Below are 26,787 nucleotides of genomic sequence, written 5' to 3' on the forward strand. Positions count from 1 at the left end.
CTGCTCCGGTGCTACTGAAAACGTAGCACACTAGGCAGGTGCGTCGGGCGCTGGAGGGCTCCAGCGTCAATAAACTGTCACGGCACCGACATGCGTGCGTCATTCCGCCTGATCAGACTGCGGCGCATCCCTTCGAAGGAGCGCCCATGACATTGCCGACGACCGCCCAGCCGATCTCCGTCACCGCCCGCACGGCCTCGCTGCCGACGGTACCCCTGCACCGCAGCGGACATGCGCCCGGCGCCGTGGCGGCGCTGTTCCGGCCGGTGGCACCGGCGCTCGTGCCGGCATCGTCCGGTCCCCACGTGTCGTGGGCCCGCCATCTCGACGACGTACGCGAGGCGCAGCGGCTGCGCTACGACATCTTCTGCGGCGAGATGGGTGCCCGTCTCCCGAAGCAGCTCGACCCGCGGCTCGCCGGCTACGACATCGACCTGTTCGACGACTACTGCGAACACCTGCTGGTGCGCGACGGCGCCGAGGGCCCGGTGATCGGCACCTACCGGGTGCTCACGCCGGCGCAGGCGCGCCGTATCGGCAGTACCTACAGCGATACCGAATTTGATCTGGTCCGGCTGCGCGGCATGCGCGAGCGCATGGTCGAACTCGGCCGCAGCTGCGTGCACCCAGACCACCGGCAGGGCGGGGTGATCCTGGCCCTCTGGGGTGCGCTGGCCGATTTCATGGTTCGCAACCGGCTCGACACGATGATCGGCTGCGCCAGCATCCCGATGCTGCACAACGGCGTGGTGAGCGGCGATGTGGCGGCCAGCATCTGGCGCCAGCTGAGCCAGACGCACATGGCGCCGTTCGAATGGCAGGTCCGGCCGCGCCTGCCGCTGCCGGTTGAGCAACTCGACGACACGCTCGCCATCGACCCACCTGCTCTGATCCGCGGCTATCTGCGCCTGGGCGCCCGGGTGCTGGGTGCGCCGGCATGGGATCCGGATTTCAACAGTGCCGACCTGCCGATGCTGATGCGCATCGCCGACCTTCCCGCGCGCTACCGCAAGCATTTCCTCGGCACCTGAGCAGCGTGACACACGGCAGCCGCGTAGTTTCATCAGAATGTCATGAATCTGTCACCGTCCTGCGGCATGCTCAGTTCTGGGCAGCCGGGACCTGTGGCTGCATGACTCCGGCCTGAAGGCTTCCGACTCCCGACCATGCTGCACAAGAACGAGACCCCGGCTCCGACCCCATCCACCCTTCCGGATGCGGCAGCGGGCGAGGCGGTGGCGCATGCAGCCGTGACGTTCTCCACTGCCGCACCCGCAGAAGATTCACCGCCGCGTCAGGTCGACGCCGAGCCGACTGGAGCCGAGGCTGTGTCCGAGGTGCCGCCATCCGACGGCCCGCTGCGCCTGCTGGACCGCGACCACAGCATCCTCGCCTTCAACGAACGCGTCTTCGACTGGGCGCGTCGCGATGATGTGCCGCTGCTCGAGCGGCTGCGGTATCTCTGCATCGTTTCTTCCAACCTCGACGAGTTCTTCGAGGTGCGGATGGCGCCTCACCTGGCCGCGGCGCAGGCCCACGACGACAAGGGCACTTACACGCAGGCCTCGTTCGAGGCGATTTCCACGGCGGCCCACGATCTGGTGGACCGGCAATACGCCCTGTACAACGACGCGCTGATGCCGGCCTTCAATGCGCGCGGCATCCGCATGCTCTCGCACGGCGAGCGCAATGGCGCCCAGCGGCGCTGGGTGCGCGACTATTTCCAACGCGAGGTGGCGCCGCTGCTGGTGCCGGTCGGGCTCGACCCGGCGCATCCGTTCCCCCAGGTCGCGAACAAGTCGCTGAATTTCATCGTGCGCCTGAAGGGCAGCGATGCCTTCGGCCGCGAAAACGAGATCGCGATCGTGAAAGTGCCGAGGGTGCTGCCGCGGGTGATCCGCCTGCCCGACGACGTGGCCAAAGGCACCGACGTGGTGATGCTGTCGAGTGTGGTGCGGGCGCATCTGTCGGAACTGTTTCCCGGACGCGAGGTGACCGAGTTCTCCCAGTTCCGCGTCACCCGCAATTCCGACCTGTCGGTGGACGAGGAAGAAGTGGCCGACCTGCGCAGCGCCTTGCGCCAGGGCCTCACGCTGCGCCATTACGGGCAGGCGGTACGGCTGGAGGTGTCCTCGGGCTGCTCCCAGCACCTGCTCGATTTCCTGCAGCAGCAGTTCAACCTGCCGACCGCCGCGCTGTACCGTGTGCACGGGCCGGTCAACCTGGTGCGGCTGACGCAGATGGTCGACCTGGTCGACGACCCGACGCTGGCGTTCCCGGCGTGGAAGCCCGCTCGTCCGTCTGGCCTGCGGCCCAGCCTGCCGATCCTACAGCAGCTGCGCCACCGCGACGTGGTGCTGCACCAGCCGTTCGAGAGCTTCGACGGCGTGCTCGCCTTCCTGCGCGAGGCGGTGAACGATCCGCAAGTGCTGGCGATCAAGCAGACGATCTACCGCACCGGCTCCGATTCCGAGCTGATGGAACTGCTGCGCGAGGCGGTGCGCCGCGGCAAGGAAGTGACGGCGGTGGTCGAGCTGAAGGCACGGTTCGACGAGGAGGCCAACATCAACTGGGCCGAGATGCTCGAATCCATCGGCGCGCAGGTGGTGTACGGCGTCGTCGGCCTGAAGACCCACGCCAAGATGCTGCTGGTAACCCGGCGGGAAGGCACCCGGCTGCGCCGCTACGGCCACCTGTCGACCGGCAACTACAACCCGCGCACCGCCCGGCTCTACACCGACATCAGCTACCTGACCGCGGATGCGGCGCTCACCGCCGACATGGACGCGGTGTTCGGCCATCTGGCCAGCCAGAACCGCCTGCCAGAGCTCAAGCGCCTGTCGATCGCGCCGTTCCACCTGCAGGATTTGATGGCCGACAAGATCGCCGAGACGGCCACTACCGCACGGGCCGGCGGCGACGCCCGCATCGTCGCGAAGATGAACGCGCTGACCGACGAGCGCCTGGTGCGGGCGCTGATCGAGGCCGGGCAGGCGGGCGTGAAGATCGACCTGGTGGTGCGCGGCGCCTGCATGCTGCCGGCGCAGCGGCCCGGCCAGACCGACAACATCCGGGTGCGGTCGGTGATCGGCCGCTTCCTGGAGCATTCGCGGGTCTTCTATTTCCGCAACGGCGAGCGCGAGGACCTGTACCTGTCGAGCGCCGACTGGATGAGCCGCAACATGCTGCGGCGGGTGGAACTGGCCTGGCCGGTGCTCGACCCCAAGCTGCGCCAGCGCATCGTCGACGAATGCCTGGTCGCCTACCTGTACGACAACTGCGATGCCTGGGAACTGGGCGGCGACGGCCGGTACCGCCGCGCCACGCCGCCGGGCGAGGCCTGCAGCGCCAGTGCGCAGGCGGCCCTCATGGTGCGTTACCAGCCCGCCGCGGCGGGGAGAGGAAACCGATGATGGACTTGATCCTGTGGCGCCATGCCGAAGCCGAGGACGAGCGCGACGGCCTGTCGGACCTCGAGCGCAAGCTGACGCACCGCGGCGAGAAGCAGGCCGCCCGCATGGCCGCCTGGCTCGACCGCCAGTTGCCCGAGGGCCTGCGGGTCATGAGCAGCCCGGCGGTACGGACCGAGCAGACCGCACTCGCCCTCGGCCGCAAGTACAAGCTGCGCGACGAGTTGTCGCCTGACGGCTCCTGCGAGGACCTGCTGTCGGTCGTGCAGTGGCCGCACGCCCGCGGCGCGGTGCTGGTGGTCGGCCACCAGCCGGTGCTCGGCCAGACGATCGCGCAGCTGGTCGGTCTGCAGCAGAGCGACTGCAGCGTGCGCAAGGGCGCGATCTGGTGGCTGCGCCGCCGCCAGCGCCAGCGCGACGGCACCGAGCCGACCGAGCAGACCGTCATCGTGACGGTGCAGACGCCCGAATTCCTCTAGGCGCGCATCGCTCCAAGCCGCCGGCGGTCAGCGTGCGAGTGCGGCGCGGGCGGCGGACACGACGTCCAGCCGCCAAGGCGTGCGTTGCCAGCAGAGCGCTTCCTCGCGCAACAGGTGCAGCGACTGCGGGAAGGTGGATTCCCAGGCCGGCTGCACCGCCAGCGCCCAGCCGCCACCGCGCGGCAGCGGCGCCAGCGCCACGCCGCCGAGGTCGGGATCGCGGCGGGCGTGGCACAGCGCGACCGCGATCCGCAGGGCCACCACCATCGCCAGGAAGATCGGGTCGGACAGTTCCGCCTCCACCTTGCGCAGCTTGCCGCGCTGGCCCAGCACCAGCTGTGCCAGGCGGTGCAACTCCGGCAGCGCGAAGCCGGGTGCATCGGTGTTGTCCAGGATGTAGGCGCCGTGCTTGTGGCTGTCGCTGTGCGACACCAGGCACCCGATCTCGTGCAGCTGCGCCGCCCAGCCGAGCTTGCGCACCATGCGTTCGCGCAGGTCGGGTGCGGTCGCCGGCGGCAGCAGCGCCCCGAACAGCGCGCAGGCCACCCGCGCGACCCGCGCGCCCTGCGCGGCGTCCACGCCGAAGCGCCTGCCGAGCATCGACACCGTCGCGGCCCGCAGGTCGGTCTGCGGATGCTCCCGGTCCAGCAGGTCGTAGATCACGCCCTGGCGCAGGGCGCCCTGGGCGACGGTCATCTGGTCGATGTCGAGCAGCCGCATCACCGCCCGCAGGACGCTGACGCCGCCGCCGATCACCGGCCGCCGGTCTTCCTTCAGGGCGCCGAGCTGCAGCCGGTCCGCGTTACGCGCGCGGATCAGCCGGTCGCGCAGTTCGTCCAGCCCGTACCGGGTGATCAGGCCGGCCGGTCCGCCCATCCCAGTCAGGATGTCGCCGACCGCCCCCGCCGTGCCGGAGGAGCCGTAGGCGGTGTCCCAGGCGCTGCGTGGATAGGCTTCGAGCGCTTCTTCCAGCACCGCCTGCGCCGCCACCTCGGCCCGGTCGAACGCGGCGGCGGTGAACTGGCCTTCGGGAAAGAAGCGTTGCGACCAGGCCACGCTGCCGACCGGAAAGGATGCGACCGTGTCGGCCGCCAGCTGCCGGCCGAGGATCAGCTCGGTCGACCGGCCGCCTATGTCGATCACCAGCCGCCGTTCGTCCGACGGCAGCAGCAGGTGGGCGACGCCCTGGTAGATCAGCCGCGCTTCCTCGGGCCCGGAAATTACGTCGATCGGAAAGCCGAGCAACTGCGCGCCGCGCTGGATGAACACCTCGCGGTTCACCGCCTCCCGCAGCGTCTGCGTGGCGACGGCGCGCACCTGCGGCCGGTCGAAGCCGGCGAGCCGTTCGCCGAAGCGGGCCAGGCAGTCCCAGCCGCGGCGCATCGCCTCGTCGGTCAGGCGGCCGTCGGCATCGAGGCCGTTGCCCTGGCGCACCGTTTCCTTCAGGTACTGCACGCGGTGGAGCCGACCGTGGTCGAGGCGCGAGATTTCGAGCCGGAAGCTGTTGGAGCCGAGATCGACCGCGGCGAGGAGGGTACCGTCGTGCATGGACTGGAGAGCCTGGATGGTTTGCTATCGAAAGAGTAGCTGATTGCGCAGCAGGGGCGGGCGCGGGAGCGCTATTTTGCTCTCAATGGGCGGCTGCAGTCGTGACAGTTCCGTGACGCATCGTCGCGCAGTGCAGGTGACGCTGAAGGGGCGTCACAGGATTGTCACGAAGCCTCCCTACAGTCCGCTTCATCCCGTTACCTGCCAATCGCATAAAGGATGTCTTCATGAACAAGTCCCTGCTCGCCGTCCTGGCCGCCGCTTCCCTGGCCGCCAACTCCGCATGGGCGCAGCAAGAAGCCACCGGCGCCGGCGCCAGCGTCCCGGCGCCGCGGTATTCCCAGTGGGCCGCCGACTACAACAAGGCCACCGGCGTCAAGATCAATTACCAGTCGGTCGGCTCCGGTGCCGGCCTGAAGCAGATCGAAGCCAAGACGGTGGACTTCGGCGCGTCCGACGCTCCGCTGAAGGACGATGAACTGAAGGCAAAGGGCCTGGTGCAGTTCCCTACGGTGGTCGGCGGCGTGGTGCCGGTCGTCAACATCGCCGGCATCAAGCCGGGCGAACTGCGCCTGAACGGCCAGGTCCTGGGCGACATCTACCTGGGCAAGATCACCAACTGGAACGACGCCGCCATCAAGGCGCTGAACCCGTCGGCCAAGCTGCCGGATGCGCCGATCGCCCCGGTGCGCCGTGCAGACGGCTCGGGCACCAGCTTCGCGTTCACCAACTACCTGAGCCAGGTCAACCCGGAATGGAAGAGCAAGGTCGGTGAAGGCACCGCAGTGAACTGGCCGACGGGCGCCGGCGGCAAGGGTAACGAGGGCGTTGCCGCCTTCGTCGGCCGCCTGCCGAACTCGATCGGCTACGTGGAGTACGCCTACGTCAAGCAGAACAAGATGACGTACGTGCAGATGCAGAACCAGAGCGGCGCCTTCGTGTCGCCGGACGACGAGACCTTCAAGGCCGCCGCTGCCGGTGCCGACTGGGCCAAGAGCTTCTACCAGATTCTGAACAACAAGCCCGGCAAGGATGCCTGGCCGATCACCACGGCCACCTACATCCTGCTGCAGAAGACGCAGGACAAGCCGGTCCAGGCCGCCACGGTCTTCAAGTTCTTCGACTGGGCCTACAAGCAGGACAAGACCGCTGCCGACCTCGACTACGTGCCGATGCCCGACAGCGTGAAGCAGATCGTGCTGAAGTCCTGGGACGAGGTGAAGGACACGGCGGGCAAGACGATCTCCTACCGCTGATCGCCGATGCGGACAGGGGGCCCTCCGGGGCCCCTGTCCGCGATGGCGCAGACCCCTTCCAAGTCCTACCGAGGCCTGCGACGTGTCCTCTACACTGCCGATCACCCATGCACCCGCCCGCACCGCGGGGCGTGGTGCCACCATGAATCCTTCTCCTGCTCCGCGCTCGCGCCTGACCGGCGTGCTGGCGGATCGCCTGTTCGGCCTCGCCGCCCGCGGCGCTGCGCTGCTCACCCTCGCGCTGCTCGTCGGCATCCTGGGCTCGCTGGTCATCGGCGCCTGGCCCTCGATCAGCCAGTACGGCCTGAGCTTCCTCACCCGCAGTGTCTGGGACCCGGTCCAGAACGACTACGGCGGCCTGGTGATGATCTACGGCACGCTGGCCACCTCGTTCATCGCGCTGGCGATCGCGGTGCCGGTGTCCTTCGGCATCGCGCTTTTCCTCACCGAACTCTCGCCCGCCTGGCTCAAGCGGCCGCTCGGTACCGCGATCGAACTGCTCGCCGCCGTGCCGTCGATCGTCTACGGCATGTGGGGCCTGATGGTGTTCGGCCCGCTGCTGGCCACCTGGGTGCAGCAGCCGCTGCAGAAGCTGCTCGCGGGCGTGCCGTTCCTGGGCACGCTGGTCTCCGGCCCGCCGGTGGGCATCGGCATCCTGTCGGCCGGCATCATCCTCGCGATCATGATCATCCCGTTCATCGCCTCGGTGATGCGCGACGTGTTCGAGGTGACGCCGCCGCTGCTCAAGGAGTCGGCCTACGGCCTCGGCTCCACCACCTGGGAAGTCGTCTGGAAGGTCGTGCTGCCGTACACCAAGACCGGCGTGCTCGGCGGCATCATGCTCGGCCTCGGCCGTGCGCTCGGCGAGACGATGGCGGTGACCTTCGTCATCGGCAACATGAACCAGCTCAATTCGCTGTCGGTCTTCGAGGCCGCCAATAGCATCACCTCGGCGCTCGCCAACGAATTCGCCGAAGCCGGCGAAGGCCTGCACCAGGCGTCGCTGATCTACCTGGGCCTGGTGCTGTTCTTCATCACCTTCGTGGTGCTGAGCCTGTCCAAGCTGCTGCTGCTGAAACTCAAGAAGAGCGAAGGCGCGAAATCGTGATGAATACCGCCACTACCGCTTCCACCAGCCAGCGTCTGCTCGACGCGGCCGCGCTCGCCGAAACCCGGCGCGCCCGCTACGCCGCCCGCAAGCGGGTCAACCAGATCGCCCTGGCGCTGTCGCTGGCCGCCATGGCCTTCGGCGTGTTCTGGCTGGTCTGGATCCTCTGGGAAACGCTCCGGCTGGGCCTCGGCGGCCTGAGCATCGCGCTGTTCACCGAATCGACCCCGGCGCCCAACGAGGCCGGCGGCCTCGCCAACGCGATCTTCGGCTCGGCCATGATGGTGCTGCTCGCCACCTGCGTCGGCACACCGATCGGGATCATGGCGGGCGTCTACCTGGCCGAGTACGACCCGCGCGGCTGGCTCGCGTCGGTCACCCGCTTCGTCAACGACATCCTGCTGTCGGCACCGTCGATCGTGATCGGCCTGTTCGTCTATGCGGTGGTGGTCGCGCGCTTCAAGAGCTATTCGGGCTATGCCGGCATCGTGGCGCTCGCGCTGATCGTGATTCCGGTGGTGATCCGCACCACCGAGAACATGCTGCTGCTGGTGCCCGCCGGCCTGCGCGAGGCGGCCTACGCGCTCGGCACCCCGAAGTGGAAAGTGATCACGCTGGTCACGTTGCGGGCAGCCCGCGCCGGCGTCATCACCGGCGTGCTGCTGGCCGTGGCCCGGATCGCCGGCGAAACCGCGCCGCTGCTGTTCACCGCGCTGTCCAACCAGTTCTGGAACGCCGATTTGTCCAAGCCGACGGCCAGCCTCCCGGTGACGATCTTCAAGTTCGCGATGAGCCCGTACGAGAACTGGCAGCAGCTGGCCTGGGCCGGCGTGTTCCTGATCACTGTCGCCGTGCTTGGCCTCAACATCCTCGCCCGGGTGCTCACCCGCCAAAAGTAACTCCCGAAGCGCCTGCGGCGCTTCCCCCTCAAGTGGGCGCCACCATCGGTCCGGCGACGCCGGCCCAGGGTGGCCCCCGAACGGAGAATCGATTGAACGCCATCGCCACGCAAGCAGCACCCGCCAAGATTTCGGTGCGCGACCTGAACTTCTACTACGGCAAGTTCCACGCCCTGAAGGGCATCAACCTGGACATTCCGGCCAACAAGGTCACGGCCTTCATCGGTCCGTCGGGCTGCGGCAAGTCCACGCTGCTGCGCACCTTCAACCGCATGTTCGAGCTGTACCCCGAGCAGCGGGCCGAAGGCCAGATCGTGCTCGACGGCGAGAACCTGCTGACCAGCAAGCAGGATGTGGCGCTGATCCGCGCCAAGGTCGGCATGGTGTTCCAGAAGCCGACGCCGTTCCCGATGTCGATCTACGACAACATCGCCTTCGGCGTAAAGCTGTTTGAGAGCCTGAACGCCACCGACATGGACGAGCGCGTCGAATGGGCGCTGCGCAAGGCAGCGCTCTGGACCGAGGTGAAGGACAAGCTCCACCAGAGCGGCTCCGGTCTCTCCGGCGGCCAGCAGCAGCGGCTCTGCATCGCCCGCGGCATCGCGATCAAGCCCGAAGTGCTGCTGCTCGACGAGCCGTGCTCGGCACTCGACCCGATCTCCACCGCCAAGGTGGAAGAGCTGATCGCCGAGCTGAAGAACGACTACACGGTGGTGATCGTGACCCACAACATGCAGCAGGCCGCCCGCTGCAGCGACTACACCGCCTACATGTACCTCGGCGACCTCATGGAGTTCGGCGATACCGAGCAGATGTTCTTCAAGCCGCAGCGCAAGGAGACCGAGGACTACATCACCGGCCGCTTCGGCTGAACCCCAGGAGACACCATGCCCGACAAGCATCTTTCCAGCCAGTTCGACAGCGAACTCAACGGCGTCTCCTCCCGCGTGATGGAGCTCGGCGGCCTCGTGGAGTCGCAGATCCGCCAGGCGATCTACGCGCTGTCGCAGTTCAGCGCCGACGTGGCCGACGACGTGGTCGAGACCGAAGCGCGCGTGAACGCGATGGAGATGGAGATCGACCACGACCTCTCCACCATCATCGCGCGCCGCCAGCCGACCGCCCGCGACCTGCGCCTGCTGATCGCCATCTCCAAGACCACCGCCAACCTGGAGCGCGTAGGCGACGAGGCGACCAAGATCGCTCGCATGGTCAAGTCGATCATCGAGAGCGGCTCGTCGCGCGCGCTGCCGTCCTCCGACCTGCGGGTGGCAGCGGACCTGGCGTCCGGCCTGCTGCGCAAGGCGCTCGACGCGTTCGCGCGGCTCGACGTTTCCACCGCCGTGTCGATCCTCAAGGAGGACGACCAGATCGACCAGGAGTTCGACGGTTTCGTGCGCAAGCTGATCACCTACATGATGGAAGACCCGCGCACGATCTCGCCGAGCCTGGACCTGCTGTTCCTCGCCAAGGCGATCGAGCGCATCGGCGACCACGCGAAGAACATCGCCGAGTTCATCATCTACATCGTCAAGGGTACCGACGTGCGCCACAGTTCCATGGCGCAGATCGAATCCGCCATCCGCTGATGAAGAAGCTGCCCCTGGTCCTGATCGTCGAAGACGAGCCCGCGATCGCCGAGCTGATCGCGGTGAACCTGCGCCACAACGGCTTCCAGCCGGTGTGGGCGGAAGACGGCGCGTCGGCGCAGCGCGAGCTCGACGCGGTGCTGCCGGACGTGATCCTGCTCGACTGGATGCTGCCGGGCCAGAGCGGCCTGACGCTGGCGCGCAAGTGGCGCGCCGACGCCCGGACCAAGGCGGTGCCGATCCTGATGCTGACCGCTCGCGGCGACGAGCCGGACAAGGTGGCGGGGCTCGACGCAGGCGCTGACGACTACATCACCAAGCCGTTCTCCACCCAGGAACTGCTGGCCCGCATCCGGGCGGTGCTGCGCCGCCGTGCGCCGGAGCAGCTGAGCGAGGCGGTCACCATCGGCGCGCTGGTGCTCGATGCCGCGACGCATCGGGTCACCTTCCAGGGCCAGCCGCTGAAGGTCGGCCCAACCGAGTTCAAGCTGCTGCATTACCTGATGCGCCATGCCGAGCGGGTGCACAGCCGGGCCCAGCTGCTCGACAAGGTGTGGGGCGACCATGTGTTCATCGAGGAGCGCACGGTGGACGTGCACGTCAAGCGGTTGCGCGAGTCGCTCGGCGTCGCCGGCACGATGGTCGAGACCGTGCGCGGCGCCGGTTACCGCGTGACCGCGCTGGCCCCGGTGGCGCAGGCGCACTGAGCATCCGGGCTGCATGTTTTCGCGGTATCTGGCGTTCGCGCTGCTGCAGATCGTCGGCGCGGTGGCCGGCTGGACGGCGGGCACGGTGTGGCGCGGCCACTCCGACTTCAGCCATGCGTGGACTGCCTGGGGCGCCTGCGGTGCACTCGCCGGCGTGCTGCTGGCGAGTTGGCTGGGTTTCGTCGTCGATGCGCAGCGGGCGCGCCGGGTGCTGGCCTGGCTGCGCAACGACGAGCTGTCCGCGGCCGACGCACCCGCGGTGCGCGGCCTTTGGGGCGAAGCGGGCGACCGGGCCCGGCGCCGGGCGCGCCGGGGCGAACTGCTGGCCCAGGAAGGCCGTGCCCGCGCGGACGACATCCTGGCGGCGCTGCAGGTCTCGCCCAACGGCGTGATGCTGCTCGACGAACAGGGCCGCATCGAATGGTGCAACCAGATCGCGGCCGACCACTTCGGCATCGACGTGGAGCGCGACCGGCTGCAATCGATCGGCAACCTGGTGCGCGACCCGGCATTCGCGACCTACTGGTCGGGCCGCGATTTCGGCCACGACATACAGATGCCCGGCCGCCGGCACACGCCGGGCCGGCCGTTCACGCTGTCGGTCAAGCTCAATCCCTACGGCACCGGCCGCACGCTGCTGCTGTCGCGCGACGTGACCGCGATGGAGCAGGCCGATGCGATGCGGCGCGACTTCGTCGCCAACGTCTCGCACGAGATCCGCACGCCGCTCACGGTGCTGACCGGATTCGTCGAAACCCTGCAGACGCTGCCGCTCGACGAGGGCGAGCGGCACCACTACCTCGGCCTAATGGCGCAGCAGGCAGGCCGCATGCAGAACGTGGTCAACGACCTGCTGACGCTGTCGCGGCTGGAAGGCAGTCCGCCCCCCGGCCGGGCCGAGTGGGTGCCGGTGCAGGCGCTGCTCGCGCACTGCGAGCAGGAGGGCCGGGCGCTGTCCGAACTGCTGGGGCGCCGGCATGTGCTGGAATTCCCGTCGGCTGCGCAGATGGCGGCGGCGGGCGCGCTGGCCGGGTCGCAGCACGAACTGCAGAGCGCGATGTCCAACCTGGTCGGCAACGCGGTGCGCTACACGCCCGCCGGCGGCACGATCCGCATCCGCTGGACGCTGCTGGACGGCGGCGACCCGGTCCGCGGCAGCGCCGGCGAAGGTGAATTCGTCGTCGAGGACACCGGCCCCGGCATCGCGCCCGAGCACATTCCGCGGCTCACCGAGCGCTTCTACCGGGTGGACCGCAGCCGGTCGCGCGAGACCGGCGGCACCGGTCTGGGCCTGGCGATCGTCAAGCATGTGCTGCAGCGCCACGGCGGGCGGCTGCTGATCGACAGCGTGCCGGGCGTCGGCTCGCGCTTCGCGCTGGTGTTTCCTGCCAGCCGCGTCCGCGCCGACAATGCCGCGGCGGCCGGCAAGGCCGCGCCGCTCGCGGCACCGGCCTGAAGCCGCAAGGGGGGCGTCAGGTGCGCCGGCGGACCGCCCAGCGCACCATGACGACGAACACGGCGGCCGTCACCCAGAGCGCGGCGGCACTGGACATCCAGAACGTTTCGGGCGCCGGCTGGGCGGCCATACCGGCGACGCCGCGGTAGGCCAGCGCATAGCCGCCGCCGAGTCCCACGCCCCACAGCATCACCCCGTAGACCGCGAGGGCCGAGAAGGTGATCCGGTAGCAGCGCAGCACGAAGACGCAGAAGCACTGCAGCGCATCGGCCAGGTGGTACACCGCGACCCAGGCGAGCAGCCCGGAGGCCACCGTGGCGACCGCCGGGTTCCCGGTGTAGAAGCCCGGCAGTACACCTCTTGCTATGAAAATAATAGCTGCGAGCGTAGATGCGGAGAGCGCCAGCAGCACAAAACCGGCCGAAACCGCCATCCGCGCCCGTGCGGCCGCACCCGCGCCCAACCAGTAGCCGACACGGGCGCTGGCGGCGATGCCGAGCGACAGCGGCACCATGTAGAGCAGGGCGGCGATGCTGGTCGCGATCTGATGCCCGGCGGTCGGCAGCGTGCCCTGGCGGGCGATGAACAGGGCCATCAGCGTGAAGGAAGTCACCTCCACCAGGATCGCCATTCCGGCCGGCACGCCGAGCCGCAGGAAGAGCTTCAGCTGTGCGCCATCCGGCCGCTCCAGCGGCTGCCAGAGCGCGTAGGGCCGGTAGCGGGCCTGCGAGCGCACCAGGCAGACGGCGATCACCAGCATCACCTGGTGCACCAGCAGCGTCGCCACGGCGCAACCGACCGCACCCATCGGCGCGACGCCGGGACCGCCGAGCGCGAACCAGGCCGACAGCGGAATCTTCAGACCCAGCGACCCGATCTGCAGCCAGGTGACGAGCCGCGGATGGCCCAGGCTCTGGTTCAGCGTGCTGAAGATGCGGAACAGCAGTGCGGCCGGCAGTGCCCAGGCCAGCACACCCAGATAGCGCCCGACCTCGGCCTGCAGCGCCAGCGGCACCGACGCCCAGCGCAGCAGCGGACCGGGGGAGGACAGCACCGCCATGCCCAGCAGCGACAGGACCAGCCACAGGTAGAGCGACTGCCGCACCGACCGGCCCACGTCCTGCGGCCGGTCGGCGCCACGCTGCTCGGCCCAGACCGGCAGCAGTGCCTGGAACACGCCCATCAGCGCGACGTACACGCTGACGAAGATCGCCGAGCCGACCGACAGTGCCGCCAGCGAGGTTTCCGAATGGCGACCCGCCATGACCGTGTCGGTCACGCCGAAGGCCATCACGGCCAGCTGGCCGGCCAGCACCGTCACCGCGTGGCGGGCGATGGCCGGGAATTCGCCGCGCCAGCCGTCGGCCGGGGACGCTGCGGCGGTCATGTCATCGTCCCGCGGGCCGGGCGGACGCCGCCGGCCGGGCGCGGTAGAGCTGGACCGTGTCCTTGCGGTCGGCCGGCCGCGCCACCGTGGCGACCAGGGTCCAGGCGGCGGGATCGGCCTGGGCTTCGAGCGCCGGGCCCGGGGCGCCGACGTCGACCAGCAGCCAACTGCAGGCCGGCTCGCGGCGCGCAGGCTGCAGCCGCAGGCCGCCGTGGTATTGGAAGGCGGCCACCTGGGCCCGGCTGAAGCCGGTGAATTCGACGCAGGACGGCGTGGGTCCGTCCATCGCGGCGACGACCCGCTGCACCTGCGGCGCATAGCTGCGGGCGTAGTCGAGCAGCGGCAGCCAGAGCGTCATCAGCAGCAGCCAAGCGAGGCCGGCACCGCCGGCGGGCAGGACCACGCTCTTCCACAGGGCATGCTGCTGCCGGCCGACCCGCCAGCGCACCAGCAGTCCCCAGGCAAGCGTCGCGGCCAGGGCGATGGCCAGCAGCCAGGGCGAAAACTCCGCCACGAAGCCGGGCGCCAGCTTGGCCACGTTGGCCGCCGGCTGGCGGGGCCAGCCGGTGTGCATGGCGATGTAGATGATCCACACGATCACCGCCGCGCCGGTGAAGAACAGCAGGGTGAACCAGTCCACCAGGGCGGCGACGCTGCGGCCGAGCGTCGGCAGTGCGAAGGCGGCCAGCGTGGCGAGCGCCGGCAGCGCCAGCAGCAGGGCCCGGTCTGCCGGCGTGGTGGTCAGGGTCGCCAGCACCGCGACCGCGGCGAACCCGGCCGGCAGCAGCAGGTGGCGATGCAGTTCGCGGCTGGCCAGCTGCCGGCGCCAGCGCCAGAGCGTCCACAGCACCAACGGCCAGGCGGGCCAGGTGAACCAGAGCAGCAGGCGGCCGACGCTGCGCCATTCGCCGCCGGTGGGCGGATCGATCCGCCAGTGCCACAGGTGCAGACCCGCGGCGAGGGCCGCGACGGCCAGGGTGACCGCGGCAGCAAGCATCGCCCAGCGCCGCAGGATCGGCGCGGATTCCAGGTCCTGCCGGGATTCGGCAGCGGCCAGCAACGCACCCCCGGTGCCGAACAGCAGCGCGAGCGTCGGCGCACCGGAGAGCGACAGGCCGGCCAGTCCCGTCACCAGCGACGCCGTGGCCAGCCGCATCCGGTAGGGCGCCACCGCCAGTGCGAAGAAGGCCAGCGTCGTGAAGGCGAGCTGCGTCAGGTAGGCGGTGCCCTCGTGCGACAGCTGCGCGAGTCCCAGACAGGCGATCAGCGCCAGCAGCCCGCCGTCGGCGATCGCCCGGGCATAGTCCCGCGGCTGCGCTTCGCCGCCGAAAGCGAAGGCCACCGGCTGCGCGCGCGGACTGCGGGCCAGGCTGTAGACCGCATACCAGGTCGCGGCGAGGGTCAGCACCAGCAGCAGGCCGAACGGTACCCGCGCCGCGAGGTCGGACGAGACCCACGACGGCGCGATCCGGAGCGCCCAGGCGCCGAGCCAGTAGGCCAGCAGCCCTTCGGTCTCGGGCGGCAGACCGCCGAGCACCGGCTGCAGCCAGTCGGTGCGGCCCTGCGCCAGTTCCAGCATGTAGCCGAAGGCCGAGATGTCCGCGTTCTTCCACGGCCCGCGCCCCACGAAGCCGGCCAGCACGTAGGCGGTGCAGAACAGCACGAGCGCCCAGCGCGGCAGGCGGCGTACGGCACTCTGGGCGACGATGGCGGGGGTGGGGCGGTTCACGGAGGTCGGAAGGCGTCGCGCGGAAGGATAGACGGAGAAAGCAAAAAGGCAGCGCGGGGATGCCCGGGCTGCCTTTTGTCGGGCTGCAGCGCCCTGCCGGGCGCGCGCCGCGGACCGTTTACTTGGCGGCGGTCTTGCCGAAACGGTTGCGGAAACGCTCCACGCGGCCGCCCATGTTGTCCACCGACTTCTGGGTGCCGGTGTAGAAGGGGTGCGATTCGCTGGAGGTATCGAGCTTGAAGAGCGGCAGCTCGCGGCCGTCGTCGGCCTTGGCGGTTTCTTTAGTGTTCACGCAGGAGCGGGTCACGAACTTGAAACCGTTGGACAGGTCCACGAAGAGCACTTCGCGGTAGTTGGGGTGAATGCCTTCTTTGGCCATGGCCGTCTTCCTTGGGGTCTGCTGCGGCAGCCACGCCGCACCCATTGCGACGCACTTTCCGCTGAAAAAGCCTGCGATTATCGCACAGGGCGGCGAAAATGACCGATTGCCGCCACTGAGTTTCCGCCTTGCGCCTGCTGCACACCTCCGACTGGCACCTGGGCCAGCATTTCATGGGCAAGTCCCGCCAGGCCGAGCACCGGGCGTTCGTCGACTGGCTCGTCGCCACGGTGCTGGACCGGTCGGTCGACGCCGTCGTGGTCGCCGGCGACATCTTCGACACCGGCGCACCGCCGAGCCATGCGCGGGAGCTCTACAACCACTGCGTGGAACTGGTGCACGATGCCAGCGCGACGCTGGTGGTGCTGGGCGGCAACCACGATTCGGTCGCGATGCTGGGCGAGAACCGCCGGCTGCTGCGCCGGCTCGGCACCCATGTCGTGCCCGCCCGGGCGGAGCCGCTGGCCGAGCAGGTCCTGCTGCTGCGCCGCCGCGATGGATCGCCGGGGGCGATGCTGTGTGCCGTGCCCTTCCTGCGCGCCCGCGATCTGCTGCTCAGCCGTGCCGGCGACAGCGCCGAGGACAAGCAGCGCGCGCTGCAGGACGCGATCCGCGACCATTACGCGCAGTTGCATGCGCTCGCAGTGGAGCAGAGCGCCGCGCACGGCGGCCTGCCGATCGTCGCCACCGGCCACCTGACCACCGTCGGTGCGAGCGCCAGCGAGGCGGTGCGCGAGATCTACGTCGGCGCGCTCGAGGCCTTCCCGACCACCGCCTTTCCGCCGGCCGACTACATCGCGCTCGGCCACATCCACCGGCCGCAGAAGGTCGGCGGCCTGGAACACATCCGCTACAGCGGCTCGCCGATTCCGCTCGGGTTCGACGAGGCGCGGCAGGTGAAGGAGGTGCTGGTGGTGGACTTCGACCTCGCCGGTCTCCAGGCGGTGACGCCGGTGCCGGTCCCGTGCTTCCAGGCGCTCGCGACCGTACGCGGCACGCTAGCCGAGCTGCCGGCCGCATTGCAGGCGGCCGTGGCGGCCGCCGGCGCACCCGGCCCCGTGTGGATCGATGTCGAGGTCGCGACCGACGACTATCTGCCGGACCTGCCGCAGCGCGTCGCCGCGCTGGCCGACGGCCTCCCGGTGGAGCTGCTGCGGGTGCGGCGTGCGCGCGGCACCGCCGCCGGCCGGCTGGACGCGGCGCCCGGCGCGACGCTGGACGACCTCGACCCGGACCAGGTGTTCGACCGCCGGCTGGCCGTCGAAACGCTGGACCCGGGCCTGGTCGAACGCCTGCGGGCATGCCACCGCGCGGTGCGGGCCGGCCTCGACGCGGAGGGCGGCGCATGCGCATCCTGAGCCTGCGGCTGAAGAACCTGAATTCGCTGCGGGGCGAGTGGCGCATCGACTTCACGGCCGCACCCTTCGCCGGCAGCGGCCTGTTCGCGATCACCGGCCCGACCGGCGCCGGCAAGACCACGCTGCTCGATGCGATCTGCTTGGCGCTCTACCACCAGACGCCGCGGATCGGTGCGGTGTCCCAGGCCGGCAACGAGCTGATGAGCCGGCACACCGCGGATTGCCTCGCCGAAGTGGAATTCGAGGTCCGGGGCGCACGCTACCGCGCGTTCTGGAGCCAGCGCCGCGCGCGCGACCGCGCCGATGGCGCCCTGCAGCCCGCGAAGGTCGAACTGGCCGCAGGCGACGGCACCATCCTGACGGACCGGGTGCAGGACAAGCTGCGCCAGACCGAGGCGCTCACCGGCCTGGATTTTGGCCGGTTCACCAAATCGATGCTGCTGGCGCAGGGAGGCTTCGCGGCCTTCCTCAAGGCCAGTGCCGGCGAGCGGGCCGAGTTGCTCGAGGAACTGACCGGCACCGATGTGTATGGGCGGATCTCGCAGCAGGTCTACGAACGCACCCGCGATGCGCGGGTTGTGCTCGACCAGTTGCGCGCACGAGCCGGCGGTATCGATTTCCTCGACGATGCCGCCCGCGACGCGCTGGTGACGGAATCCGCGGCGCTGGGAGCACGCATCGTGCAGTGGCAGGACGAGCGCCGCGGCCTGATGGCGGAGCGGCAGTGGCTGGAGGCGCGTGACGGCGCGCTGGCCCGTCGCACCGCCGCAGAACGGCAATCCGCGGAAGCGCGACGGGCCTGGGAGGATGCCGCACCGGAGCGGACACGCCTCGCGGCCAGCGGTCCGGCAGAGCGGCTGCGGCCGGTGCATGCCGCGTGGCAGGCGGCGACGGCGGCCGAGGCCGACGGCACTGCGCGGCTGGCGCATATGCGGGATCGGCGCCGGCAGGCGCGCGAGCGGGCCGATGCGGCGCTGTCTCGGGCTGCCGCAGCATCTGCCGCCGTGGCCCGGCAACAGGCCGCGGCGCTGCAGCAATGCCACGACGCCTGCGCCGCCGTGGAGGCCGAGCGCACGGCGCGGGCGCACCACGCCGCCCTCGGCGAGCAACTCGCCGGATGGCGTGCGGCGTTCCAGGGCCGCGCCGAGCGTCTTGCGGCGCAGGCCGAACTGCAGGCGCGGCGCGACGAGGCCGACCGTGCGATCGCTGCCGGCCAGACCGAGTTGCAGGTGCTCGCGGACGGCACCGCGGCAGCAGGTGCGGCTGCTGAGCGGGCCCGCGCCGTCGAGGAAGCAGCCGATGCGGCCCTGCGGCAGCTGGCAGCCGGTCGCGATGCCGAGCAACTGCGCTCGGCCGAGCTGCAGCTGGTCGCCCGCGGCCACGGCTGGGGGCAGTTGCGGCGCCTGTGCCGCGAGATCGGGCAACACGAGGCACGCGCGGCGCATGTAGACACCGCCCTCGCCGAGGCAGCGCAGCATGGGCAGACGGCCGATGAATGGCTGCAGCTGCTGCGCCAGCAGTTCCAGGCCCTGCAGCAGCAGGTGCGGGACAAGGAAACGCTGTTGCGGCAGGAGCAGCGCATCCGCGACCTGGAAAGCCATCGGCACGCCCTCCAGCCGGGCGAGGCCTGTCCGCTTTGCGGCTCGCATACCCACCCGGCCATCGCCGCCTACGAGGCGCTGGACGTCTCCGCGACCGAGTTGGCACTGGAGGCGCTGCGCGCCCGGCGCGATGCGGCCGAGGCGGAGGGCCACGCGCAGCGCGACCTGTCGAACCGGCTGGCTGCCCAGCGCGAACAGCTGTCTGCACAACGGGCCGACATCGGTACGGCACTGCGGGACCTGCACGCAGCCTGGGCGACGGCTGCCGAGACGATGGCCTGGCCGGCCGACCGGCGGCACGATGCCGCGCTGCGCGACGCGGAGGCGGCCGATGCGCAGGCGCTGGCGGCCGCGCGGCATCACTGGAGCGCCTGGACCCATGCGCAGGACGCCTGTACCCAGGCCCAGGCCGAAAGCCGCCGCGCCGTCGCGCTGCACCATGCAGCGCGCGAGCGCCAGGCCGACTGCGCACAGGCGCTCGCCGCCCAGCGCAGCGCGGGCGACGCCTGGTCGTCGCAGGCGGCGCGTCTGCAGGCCGACCATGCGCAGGCAGAGGCGGCCCTCCTCATTGCACTGCAGGGTTGGTCCACCACGGTGCCGGCCGACAGCCGCGCGTGGATCGACGCCCGTGCCGCTGACTACCGCGCCTGGCAGGCCCTGCAGGCACGCCACGACGCCTTGCGGGCCGAAGCGGTCACGCTGCGGCAGTCTGCCGATGCGGCCGATCAGGCGGCCGTGGCCTGGGCCGCGCGCTGCCGCGATGCCGGGTTGCCGGTGCCGTCGCAGGAGGCCGCTGCGGAGCCCTTTGCGTCTGCTGCGGACTACGCCGACGCCGACGCCGCTGCCGCCTGGCAGGCCGCGGAGCGCGAGGTCACGGCCTGCGATGGGGCCCTGCGAACGCTGGAGCCGCAGCAGGCCGACGCCTGCCGTGCCGCCCTTACGGCACAGCGGGGTTGGCAGGCAGCCCTAACGTCCAGCGGATTCGCCGATGCCGCGGCTTTCCAGACCGCCTGCATCGAGGAGGCCGAACGCGACCGCCTGCAGGCAAAGCTGCAGGCGCTAGACCGCGCCGTCGGCGACGCCGACGCGCTGCACCGTGCGGCGCAGGCCGCTGTCGACCTCCTGCTGGCGAGCCCCGCCACGCAGCGCGACGCAGAGACCATCGACGCACAGCTGGCGCAGCTCGACGGTGAACTCACCGCCGCAGCGCAGCGCCAAGGCGGGATCGACAGCCGGCTGGCCGAGGACACGGCCCGGCGCGCGGGCCTGCAGGCCCTGCAGGCGGAGATCGCGGCGCAGTCGGCGGACGTGGACCTGTGGCAGCACCTCAACGGCCTGATCGGCTCGGCCGACGGCGCCAAGTACCGCAAGTTCGCGCAGGGCCTCACGCTGGACCATCTGTTGCATCTGGCCAACCGCCAGCTCGGCCGGCTGCACGGCCGCTACCGGCTGGCCCGCCGGTCGCTCGGCGAACTGGAACTGGAGGTGGTCGATACCTGGCAGGCCGACATCGCACGCGATACCCGCACGCTGTCGGGCGGCGAGAGTTTCCTCGTCAGCCTGGCGCTCGCGCTGGCGCTGTCGGATCTGGTCAGCCACAAGACCCGGATCGATTCGCTGTTCCTCGACGAGGGCTTCGGCACCCTCGATGCGGAGACGCTGGAGATCGCGCTCGATGCGCTGGACCACCTGCATGCCGGCGGCAAGACCATCGGCATCATCAGCCACGTCGAGGCGCTGAAGGAGCGCATTCCGGGGCAGATCCGGGTGCGCAAAGGCGAGGGCATGGGCTGCAGCGCGCTCGACCGCCGCTTCGCCGTGGGCTGAAAAGCGGAACGCCCCGCGGTGCGGGGCGTTCCGTCATGCGTGCGCCGGCGAGCGGGCGATCAGCCGCCGCGGCGCATCATGTCGAAGAAGTCGACGTTGGTCTTGGTCGCCTTCATGTTCTTGATCATCAGCTCCATGCTCTCGATCTCGTCCATGTTGTACATGAACTGCCGCAGGATGCGGGTCTTCTGCAGGATCTCCGGCGGCAGCAGCAACTCCTCGCGCCGGGTGCCGCTCTTGTTGAGCTCGATGGCCGGGAACACGCGCTTCTCGTAGAGGCGACGGTTCAGGTGCACCTCGCTGTTGCCGGTGCCCTTGAACTCCTCGAAGATCACCTCGTCCATGCGGCTGCCGGTGTCGACCAGCGCGGTGGCGATGATGGTCAGCGAGCCGCCTTCCTCGACCTTGCGGGCCGCGCCGAAGAAGCGCTTGGGCCGCTGCAGCGCGTTGGAATCGACACCGCCCGACAGCACCTTGCCGGACGACGGCACGACGTTGTTGTAGGCCCGGGCCAGGCGGGTGATCGAGTCCAGCAGGATCACCACGTCCTTCTTCAGCTCGACCAGGCGCTTGGCGCGCTCGATCACCATCTCGGCCACGTGCACGTGGCGCGCGGCGGGCTCGTCGAAGGTGGACGCGATGATCTCGCCCTTGACGGTGCGCTGCATCTCGGTCACTTCCTCGGGCCGCTCGTCCACCAGCAGGACCATCAGGTGTACGTCGGGGTTGTTGGCGGTGATCGCATGGGCGATGTGCTGCATCATCACCGTCTTGCCGCTCTTGGGCGGCGCGACGATCAGCGCGCGTTGGCCGCGGCCGATGGGGGCGATGATGTCGATGATCCGGCCGGTGATGTTCTCGTCGCCCTTCATGTCGCGCTCGAGCTTCATCTGCTCCTTGGGGAACAGCGGGGTCAGGTTCTCGAACATGACCTTGTGCTTGTTCTGCTCGGGCGGACCGCCGTTCACCGCGTCAAGCTTGGTCAGCGCGAAATAGCGCTCGCCGTCCTTCGGCGTGCGGACCTCTCCCTCGACCATGTCGCCGGTGTGCAGGTTGAAGCGGCGCACCTGGCTCGGCGAGATGTAGATGTCGTCGGTGCTGGCGGTGAAGCTGGTGTCGGGGCTGCGCAGGAAGCCGAAGCCATCGGGCAGGATCTCGAGCACGCCGTCGGCGAAGACCTGTTCCCCCGCCCGTGCACGCTTCTTGATGATCGCGAACATCAGCTCCTGCTTGCGCATGCGGCCGGTGTTCTCGATCTCGAGTTCTTCCGCCTGCTTGAGGACTTCGGACACGTGCAGTGCCTTGAGTTCGTTTAGGTGCATAGGACTACTCCTGCGCGGAGTTCACAAAGAGAGAAAAATCCAGGGGGGAGGGGGCAGGGCGAGGAGGCCTCGCGAGCCGGGGTGTCGAACCGGGCGGGCATGGGGTGGTGCGCGCCGGCGAGTCTGCGGGGGATTATGACAGCAAAAAAAGCGCTGCCGGTGCGCCGCCGGGCCGCGGATGCGGGCGGCGGCGCGGTGCCGGGCCCTGCAGCAGGCCCCGGCGGAAACGGATCAGGCGAGTTGCTGGTCCAGGAAGGCGGTCAGCTGCGCCTTGTTGAGTGCGCCGACCTTCTGCGCAGCGAGCTGGCCGTTCTTGAACAGCATCAGCGTCGGGATGCCGCGGATGCCGAACTTGGCCGGAATCTCGCGGTTCTCGTCGACGTTCATCTTGGCGATCTGCAGCTTGTCCTGATAGGTGGCCGAGACTTCGTCGAGGATCGGCGCGATCTGCCGGCACGGGCCGCACCATTCGGCCCAGTAGTCCACCAGCACCGGCTTGTCGGCCTGGAGCACGTCGGCATCGAAGGAGGCATCCGAGATGTGTTTGATGAGATCGCTGGCCATGGAGTCTTCCTTGTATGGGATGGGGAGCCGCTAAAGTGGCGGCCATTGTGACAGAACCCAAGTGTAGAGAAGGGTCATGCCTGCTATGTCCGGCATAGCCAAAACCCATGGCGGCGACGCTGCCGGCAGGCCCTGGCTGGAGGCGGACGACGGCCCGATGGCCCGGCTGGAAGCCCTGCTCGCACAGCTCGGCGTGGTGGCCAGCGAGGCGGTGGTGCTGCTGCCGTTTCCTGCCCTGCTGGCGGAGGCGCGGCGCGCTTGGTCACGGCGCCGGCCCTCCGGCTTTGCGCCGCGGTTCGAGACCTGCGCCGGCTGGGCGCGCAGCCTGGCGCCGCCGGACGACGCGACGGCGGGCTGCGTCGTCGGCGACACCGCCTGCGACCTGCTGCAGGCGCGGGCGCTGTTGGACCAAGTGCCGGTGCTGCGCCGGCATGCCGAGACGCTTGCCGGGCCGTTGGCCGACGCTGCCTGCCAGCTGCACCGCGCGATGGCTGCCGTCCCGCCGGCAGAGCGCGAGGTCTGGGGCGCTGCCGCAGTCGAGGCGATCGGCGCCGGCACCGATGCGGCGGTGCTGCAGCTAGAGGCCGCGACCGCGCGGGTGGCGCTGGCCTGGGCGCTGGCATCGTCCTGCGCGACCGACGTGCTGTTCACCGATGCGGCCCGCGCCAGCGGCGTGCGCTGCCTGGTCGTGGGCGAGGGACTGGAGGCCGATCCGCTCGCGGAGGCGCTGGCCCGCCACTGGGAGTCTGCCGGCCTGCCGGTCGGCCGGATCGCGCTGCGTACGCCGGCAGCGACCGGCGGCACGCCGCCTGCCCGACTGCAGTCCGTCGCCGATGCCGAGGACGAAGCCGAGCGCGCCGCCGCCTGCGTGCTGGCCCATGCCGAAGCCGGCCGCCGCCCGGTCGCGCTGGTGGCGAACGACCGGGCGCTCACCCGGCGGATCGGCGCCATGCTGCGGGCGCGCGGCCTGGTGCTGCGCGACGAGAGCGGCTGGAAACTGTCGACCACCCGGGCGGCCGCGCTGGTCGCCAGCGCCCTGCGGGCCTGCCCGCGCACCGCGTCGGCCGACGACGTGCTCGACTGGCTCAAGCCCGCCGCCGAGACGTTCGGCGCTGCACGGGTGCAGGCCCTGGAAGCGGCGCTGCGGCGCGACGGTGTACGCGACTGGAGCGGCTGGCGGGCCCCGCGCGAGGGTACCGCCGACCCGGCCGGCCTGCGCGGGCTGGCCGACGACATCGCCACCCTGCGCGAAGCGATGCAGCGCGCCCGTCCGCTGCCGGAATGGCTGGCCGGTCTGCGCGCGCTGCTGCAGGCGGGCGGCGCATGGGACAGCCTGGCGGAGGACCCTGCGGGCAAGCGGGTCATCGCCGTGCTGCGGCTCGAGCCGGCCGCGCAGGAGGCCTTTGCGCAGCAGCTCGAAGCCTCGCCCTGGGCCGCCCGGCGACTCGGCCTCGCCGCCTTCACCCAGTGGGCGCGTCAGGTGCTGGAGGCCGCGAACTTCACTCCGGAGATGGACGGCCCGACCGCCGATGCCGACGTGGTCGTGGTGCCGCTGCCGCAACTGCTGGCACGGCGCTTCGGGGCGGTCGTGCTGCCCGGCTGCGACGAACTGCGACTGCCGGCCTCGCCCGAGCCGGCCGGCAACTGGTCGGGCGCGCAGCGTGTCGCCCTCGGGCTGCCGACCCGCGAAGCGCTGCAGGCGGCCACGGCCGCCGCCTGGGACGAGGCACTGCGCGGGCCGCAGGTCGATGTCCTCTGGCGTGCCGGCGACGAAGGCGGCGAGCCGCTGCTGCCCAGCCCGCTGGTGCAGGCACTGCAAGCACGCCCCGGCGCCGTCTGCGCGGCGGACGATCCGCGCGCGCTGCGGCAGGTGGCGGTGCAGCCGGTCCGGCCCCCGCAGCCGCGCGGCGACGGGTTGCCGGTCGACCAGCTTTCGGCCAGCGCCTACGAGGATCTGCGCAAGTGCCCCTACCGCTTCTTCGCGCTGCGCCAGCTCGGCCTGCGCGAGGCCGACGAGCTGGACGCGGAGATCGACAAGCGCGACTTCGGCCTCTGGCTGCACGACGTGCTGCGCACCTTCCACGAGGCCCTGGCCGAGGCGCCGACCGACGACGCGGCCGAACGCCGCGACCGGCTCGATGCCGCCGCCGCGACTGCCTCGCACCTGCGCGGCCTGGCGCAGGAGGATTTTTTGCCGTTCGCCGCCACCTGGCCCGCCACCCGCGACGGCTACCTCGCCTGGCTGGCCGGCCACGAGGCCGGCGGGGCGCGCTTCGCCTGGGCCGAGGCCTGGCGCGAGCAGCCGCTGGGCCGGATGACGCTGATCGGCCAGATCGACCGAATGGACACCGTGCCGGCCGGCGCTGGCGCTGCGCCGCAGCCCCTGGTCATCGACTACAAGACCGAAGGCCTGCAGACCACCCGCGACCGGCTGCGCCGCCGGGGCGAGGACACCCAGCTCGCCTTCTATGCCGCGCTGCTGGAGGACGACGCGCTGCAGGCCGCCTACCTGAACATCGGCGAGAAGGGCCTGACCACCGACGTGCCGCAGGAAGATGTGGTCGAGGCGCGCGACGCGCTGGTCGAGGGCATCCTCGGCGACTTCGCGCGGATCGGGGCGGGCGACGTGCTGCCGGCGCTGGGCGAGGGGCCGGTGTGCGACTGGTGTGCTGCCCGCGGTCTGTGCCGCAAGGACTGGTGGAGCGTGCCGTGAACGATCTGGCCTACGAACACAACGGCCGGCGGGTGCCGCGCGAGCGCTTCTATGCGATCGCCTGCGATCCGCGGCGCAGTGTCGCGGTGGAGGCCTGCGCCGGCGCCGGCAAGACCTGGATGCTGGTGTCGCGCATCGTGCGGGCGCTGCTGGCCGGCTGTGCACCCCACGAGATCCTGGCGATCACCTTCACAAAAAAGGCGGCGGGCGAGATGCGGCAGCGGCTGCAGGAATGGCTGGCCGACTTCGCCACGCTGACGCCCGAGGCGCTGGCGTCGGCGCTGCGCGACCGCGGCGTGCCGCAGGCGGAGATCGAGGCCTCTGCAGGCCCTGCGGGCACGCCCGGCCTGCGCAAGCAGCTATCGAATCTGCAGCAAATGCTGTTCGCGGCCGGCCGGCCGGTGCAGGTCCGCACCTTCCACAGTTGGTTCGCGGCGCTGCTGCGCACCGCGCCGATCGCAGTGCTGGAGCAGCTCGGCCTGCCGACCAGCTACGACCTGCTCGAGGACGACAGCGAGGCGGTCGCGCGGGTCTGGCGGCGCTTCCACGGCGCGGTGCTGGCCGACGACGCGCTGCATGCCGACTTCCAGGAGCTGGTGGCCGAGCACGGCCGCTCGCAGACGCAGAAAGCGCTCCATGCGGCGCTGCAGCGGCGGGTCGAATTCACCCTTGCCGACGGTGCTGGCGCGGTGGACGGCGCGATCGCTCCCTGGGCCGCGCTCTGGCCCGACATGGGCACAGACCACCCGCTACCCGCAGACTGGCTGCTCGCGCAGCGCGACGCGCTCTACGCCGCCGCACGCGCGCTCGGCCGGGCGAGCGCCAAGACTTTTTCCGCTGCCGGTGCGGCGCTGGAGGTCGCGGCGACCGCCGGCGATGCGGCCGGTATCCGCGCCGCGCTGCTCACCAAGGAAGGCGAGCCGCGCAAGTTCAACGACAAGCTCGACGGCATCGATGCGGTGCGCCATGCCCAGGCGCTGGTGCAGCGCTGCGGCGAGGCCGAGGCCCAGCATGCCGCCTGGCTGCACCACGGCCGGATGGCGCGGCTGGTCCGGCTGCTGGTGGCCGAATACGCGGCGCTGAAGCGCGAGCGCGGCTGGGTCGACATGAACGACGTCGAGCGGGCCGCGCAGGCGATGCTGTCGGACACGGTGCTCGCCGGCTGGGTGCAGCAGCGGCTCGACGCCCGGGTGCGCCACCTGCTGGTCGACGAATTCCAGGACACCAACCCGCTGCAGTGGCAGGCGCTGCAGGCCTGGCTGTCGGGCTATGTGGGTGCCGGGGCAGGCGAGGCGCCGAGCGTGTTCCTGGTGGGCGATCCGAAGCAGAGCATCTACCGTTTTCGCCGCGCCGAGCCGCAGGTGTTTCGCGCGGCCCAGCGCTTCGTGATCGAGGGGCTGGGCGGCGACCGGCTGGCCTGCGACCACACCCGTCGCAACGCGACCGGCGTGATCG

General features: G+C 70.5%; 20 protein-coding genes. 14 read left to right on the forward strand and 6 right to left on the reverse strand.

The window, feature by feature from the left end; genetic code table 11:
- Window positions 1–146 precede the first annotated feature (146 nt).
- The 3 genes from QZ500_RS15625 (at window position 147) to QZ500_RS15635 (ending at window position 3,889) form a co-directional block, all read left to right on the forward strand.
- The gene (locus QZ500_RS15625; RefSeq protein ID WP_295856348.1) at window positions 147–1,031 is read left to right on the forward strand and encodes a GNAT family N-acyltransferase; all 885 of its coding nucleotides are present in this window, start codon (window positions 147–149) and stop codon (window positions 1,029–1,031) included.
- A gap of 135 nt (window positions 1,032–1,166) precedes the next feature.
- Window positions 1,167–3,413 (forward strand): polyphosphate kinase 1, encoded by a 2,247-nt coding sequence (gene ppk1, locus QZ500_RS15630; protein WP_295856350.1) that lies wholly within the window; start codon window positions 1,167–1,169, stop codon window positions 3,411–3,413.
- On the forward strand, window positions 3,410–3,889 hold the full coding sequence (locus QZ500_RS15635; RefSeq protein ID WP_295856352.1) for a histidine phosphatase family protein: 480 nt from the start codon (window positions 3,410–3,412) through the stop codon (window positions 3,887–3,889). The genes ppk1 and QZ500_RS15635 overlap by 4 nt, the downstream gene beginning before the upstream one ends.
- 27 nt (window positions 3,890–3,916) lie before the next feature.
- Here the strand turns inward: QZ500_RS15635 and QZ500_RS15640 are convergent, their stop codons facing one another.
- The gene (locus QZ500_RS15640) at window positions 3,917–5,437 is read right to left on the reverse strand and encodes a Ppx/GppA phosphatase family protein (RefSeq protein WP_295856354.1); all 1,521 of its coding nucleotides are present in this window, start codon (window positions 5,435–5,437) and stop codon (window positions 3,917–3,919) included.
- A 227-nt stretch (window positions 5,438–5,664) separates the two neighbouring features.
- On the opposite strand from QZ500_RS15640, the gene pstS reads away from it, so the two are divergent.
- The 7 genes from pstS to phoR all read left to right on the forward strand — a co-directional run bounded on the left by pstS (window position 5,665) and on the right by phoR (window position 12,452).
- Window positions 5,665–6,693: a phosphate ABC transporter substrate-binding protein PstS gene (gene pstS, locus QZ500_RS15645; RefSeq protein WP_295856361.1), complete on the forward strand. Its 1,029-nt coding sequence runs from the start codon at window positions 5,665–5,667 to the stop codon at window positions 6,691–6,693.
- A 142-nt stretch (window positions 6,694–6,835) separates the two neighbouring features.
- On the forward strand, window positions 6,836–7,801 hold the full coding sequence (gene pstC / locus QZ500_RS15650) for a phosphate ABC transporter permease subunit PstC (protein WP_295856363.1): 966 nt from the start codon (window positions 6,836–6,838) through the stop codon (window positions 7,799–7,801).
- Window positions 7,801–8,700 carry a phosphate ABC transporter permease PstA gene (pstA, locus tag QZ500_RS15655; protein WP_295856365.1) on the forward strand — a complete coding sequence of 300 codons (900 nt, stop codon included), beginning with the start codon at window positions 7,801–7,803 and terminating at the stop codon, window positions 8,698–8,700. Before pstC ends, pstA begins: the two co-directional genes overlap by 1 nt.
- Before the next feature lie 92 nt (window positions 8,701–8,792).
- Window positions 8,793–9,572: a phosphate ABC transporter ATP-binding protein PstB gene (gene pstB, locus QZ500_RS15660; RefSeq protein WP_295856367.1), complete on the forward strand. Its 780-nt coding sequence runs from the start codon at window positions 8,793–8,795 to the stop codon at window positions 9,570–9,572.
- A 15-nt stretch (window positions 9,573–9,587) separates the two neighbouring features.
- On the forward strand, window positions 9,588–10,289 hold the full coding sequence (gene phoU, locus QZ500_RS15665) for a phosphate signaling complex protein PhoU (RefSeq protein ID WP_295856368.1): 702 nt from the start codon (window positions 9,588–9,590) through the stop codon (window positions 10,287–10,289).
- On the forward strand, window positions 10,289–10,996 hold the full coding sequence (gene phoB / locus QZ500_RS15670) for a phosphate regulon transcriptional regulator PhoB (protein WP_295856370.1): 708 nt from the start codon (window positions 10,289–10,291) through the stop codon (window positions 10,994–10,996). The genes phoU and phoB overlap by 1 nt, the downstream gene beginning before the upstream one ends.
- 13 nt (window positions 10,997–11,009) lie before the next feature.
- The gene (gene phoR / locus QZ500_RS15675; protein ID WP_295856372.1) at window positions 11,010–12,452 is read left to right on the forward strand and encodes a phosphate regulon sensor histidine kinase PhoR; all 1,443 of its coding nucleotides are present in this window, start codon (window positions 11,010–11,012) and stop codon (window positions 12,450–12,452) included.
- A gap of 16 nt (window positions 12,453–12,468) precedes the next feature.
- Here the strand turns inward: phoR and QZ500_RS15680 are convergent, their stop codons facing one another.
- The 3 genes from QZ500_RS15680 to QZ500_RS15690 all read right to left on the reverse strand — a co-directional run bounded on the left by QZ500_RS15680 (window position 12,469) and on the right by QZ500_RS15690 (window position 15,947).
- The gene (locus QZ500_RS15680) at window positions 12,469–13,839 is read right to left on the reverse strand and encodes an MATE family efflux transporter (RefSeq protein WP_295856374.1); all 1,371 of its coding nucleotides are present in this window, start codon (window positions 13,837–13,839) and stop codon (window positions 12,469–12,471) included.
- A 1-nt stretch (window position 13,840) separates the two neighbouring features.
- Window positions 13,841–15,568 (reverse strand): hypothetical protein, encoded by a 1,728-nt coding sequence (locus QZ500_RS15685; RefSeq protein WP_295856376.1) that lies wholly within the window; start codon window positions 15,566–15,568, stop codon window positions 13,841–13,843.
- 118 nt (window positions 15,569–15,686) lie between these two features.
- On the reverse strand, window positions 15,687–15,947 hold the full coding sequence (locus QZ500_RS15690) for a type B 50S ribosomal protein L31 (protein WP_295856378.1): 261 nt from the start codon (window positions 15,945–15,947) through the stop codon (window positions 15,687–15,689).
- A 128-nt stretch (window positions 15,948–16,075) separates the two neighbouring features.
- On the opposite strand from QZ500_RS15690, the gene sbcD reads away from it, so the two are divergent.
- Together sbcD and QZ500_RS15700 are read left to right on the forward strand one after the other, a co-directional pair.
- A complete protein-coding gene (gene sbcD / locus QZ500_RS15695) occupies window positions 16,076–17,305 on the forward strand; it encodes an exonuclease subunit SbcD (protein WP_295856380.1) in 1,230 nt (409 codons plus the stop codon).
- Window positions 17,293–20,733, forward strand: coding sequence for an AAA family ATPase (locus QZ500_RS15700; protein ID WP_295856382.1), 3,441 nt, complete (start codon window positions 17,293–17,295; stop codon window positions 20,731–20,733). Before sbcD ends, QZ500_RS15700 begins: the two co-directional genes overlap by 13 nt.
- Window positions 20,734–20,792: 59 nt before the next feature.
- Here the strand turns inward: QZ500_RS15700 and rho are convergent, their stop codons facing one another.
- A complete protein-coding gene (gene rho, locus QZ500_RS15705; protein ID WP_295856384.1) occupies window positions 20,793–22,055 on the reverse strand; it encodes a transcription termination factor Rho in 1,263 nt (420 codons plus the stop codon).
- Window positions 22,056–22,286: 231 nt separating this feature from the next.
- Window positions 22,287–22,619 (reverse strand): thioredoxin TrxA, encoded by a 333-nt coding sequence (trxA, locus tag QZ500_RS15710; RefSeq protein WP_295856386.1) that lies wholly within the window; start codon window positions 22,617–22,619, stop codon window positions 22,287–22,289.
- An 85-nt stretch (window positions 22,620–22,704) separates the two neighbouring features.
- On the opposite strand from trxA, the gene QZ500_RS15715 reads away from it, so the two are divergent.
- Both QZ500_RS15715 and QZ500_RS15720 read left to right on the forward strand, forming a co-directional pair.
- A complete protein-coding gene (locus QZ500_RS15715) occupies window positions 22,705–25,332 on the forward strand; it encodes a PD-(D/E)XK nuclease family protein (RefSeq protein ID WP_295856387.1) in 2,628 nt (875 codons plus the stop codon).
- Window positions 25,329–26,787: exodeoxyribonuclease V subunit beta (locus tag QZ500_RS15720; protein WP_295856389.1), on the forward strand; the 1,459-nt coding region annotated here is incomplete at its 3' end. The genes QZ500_RS15715 and QZ500_RS15720, both read left to right, overlap by 4 nt.

Origin of the sequence: uncultured Xylophilus sp. (assembly GCA_913776965.1) — a bacterium.
GTDB lineage: Bacteria > Pseudomonadota > Gammaproteobacteria > Burkholderiales > Burkholderiaceae_C > Xylophilus.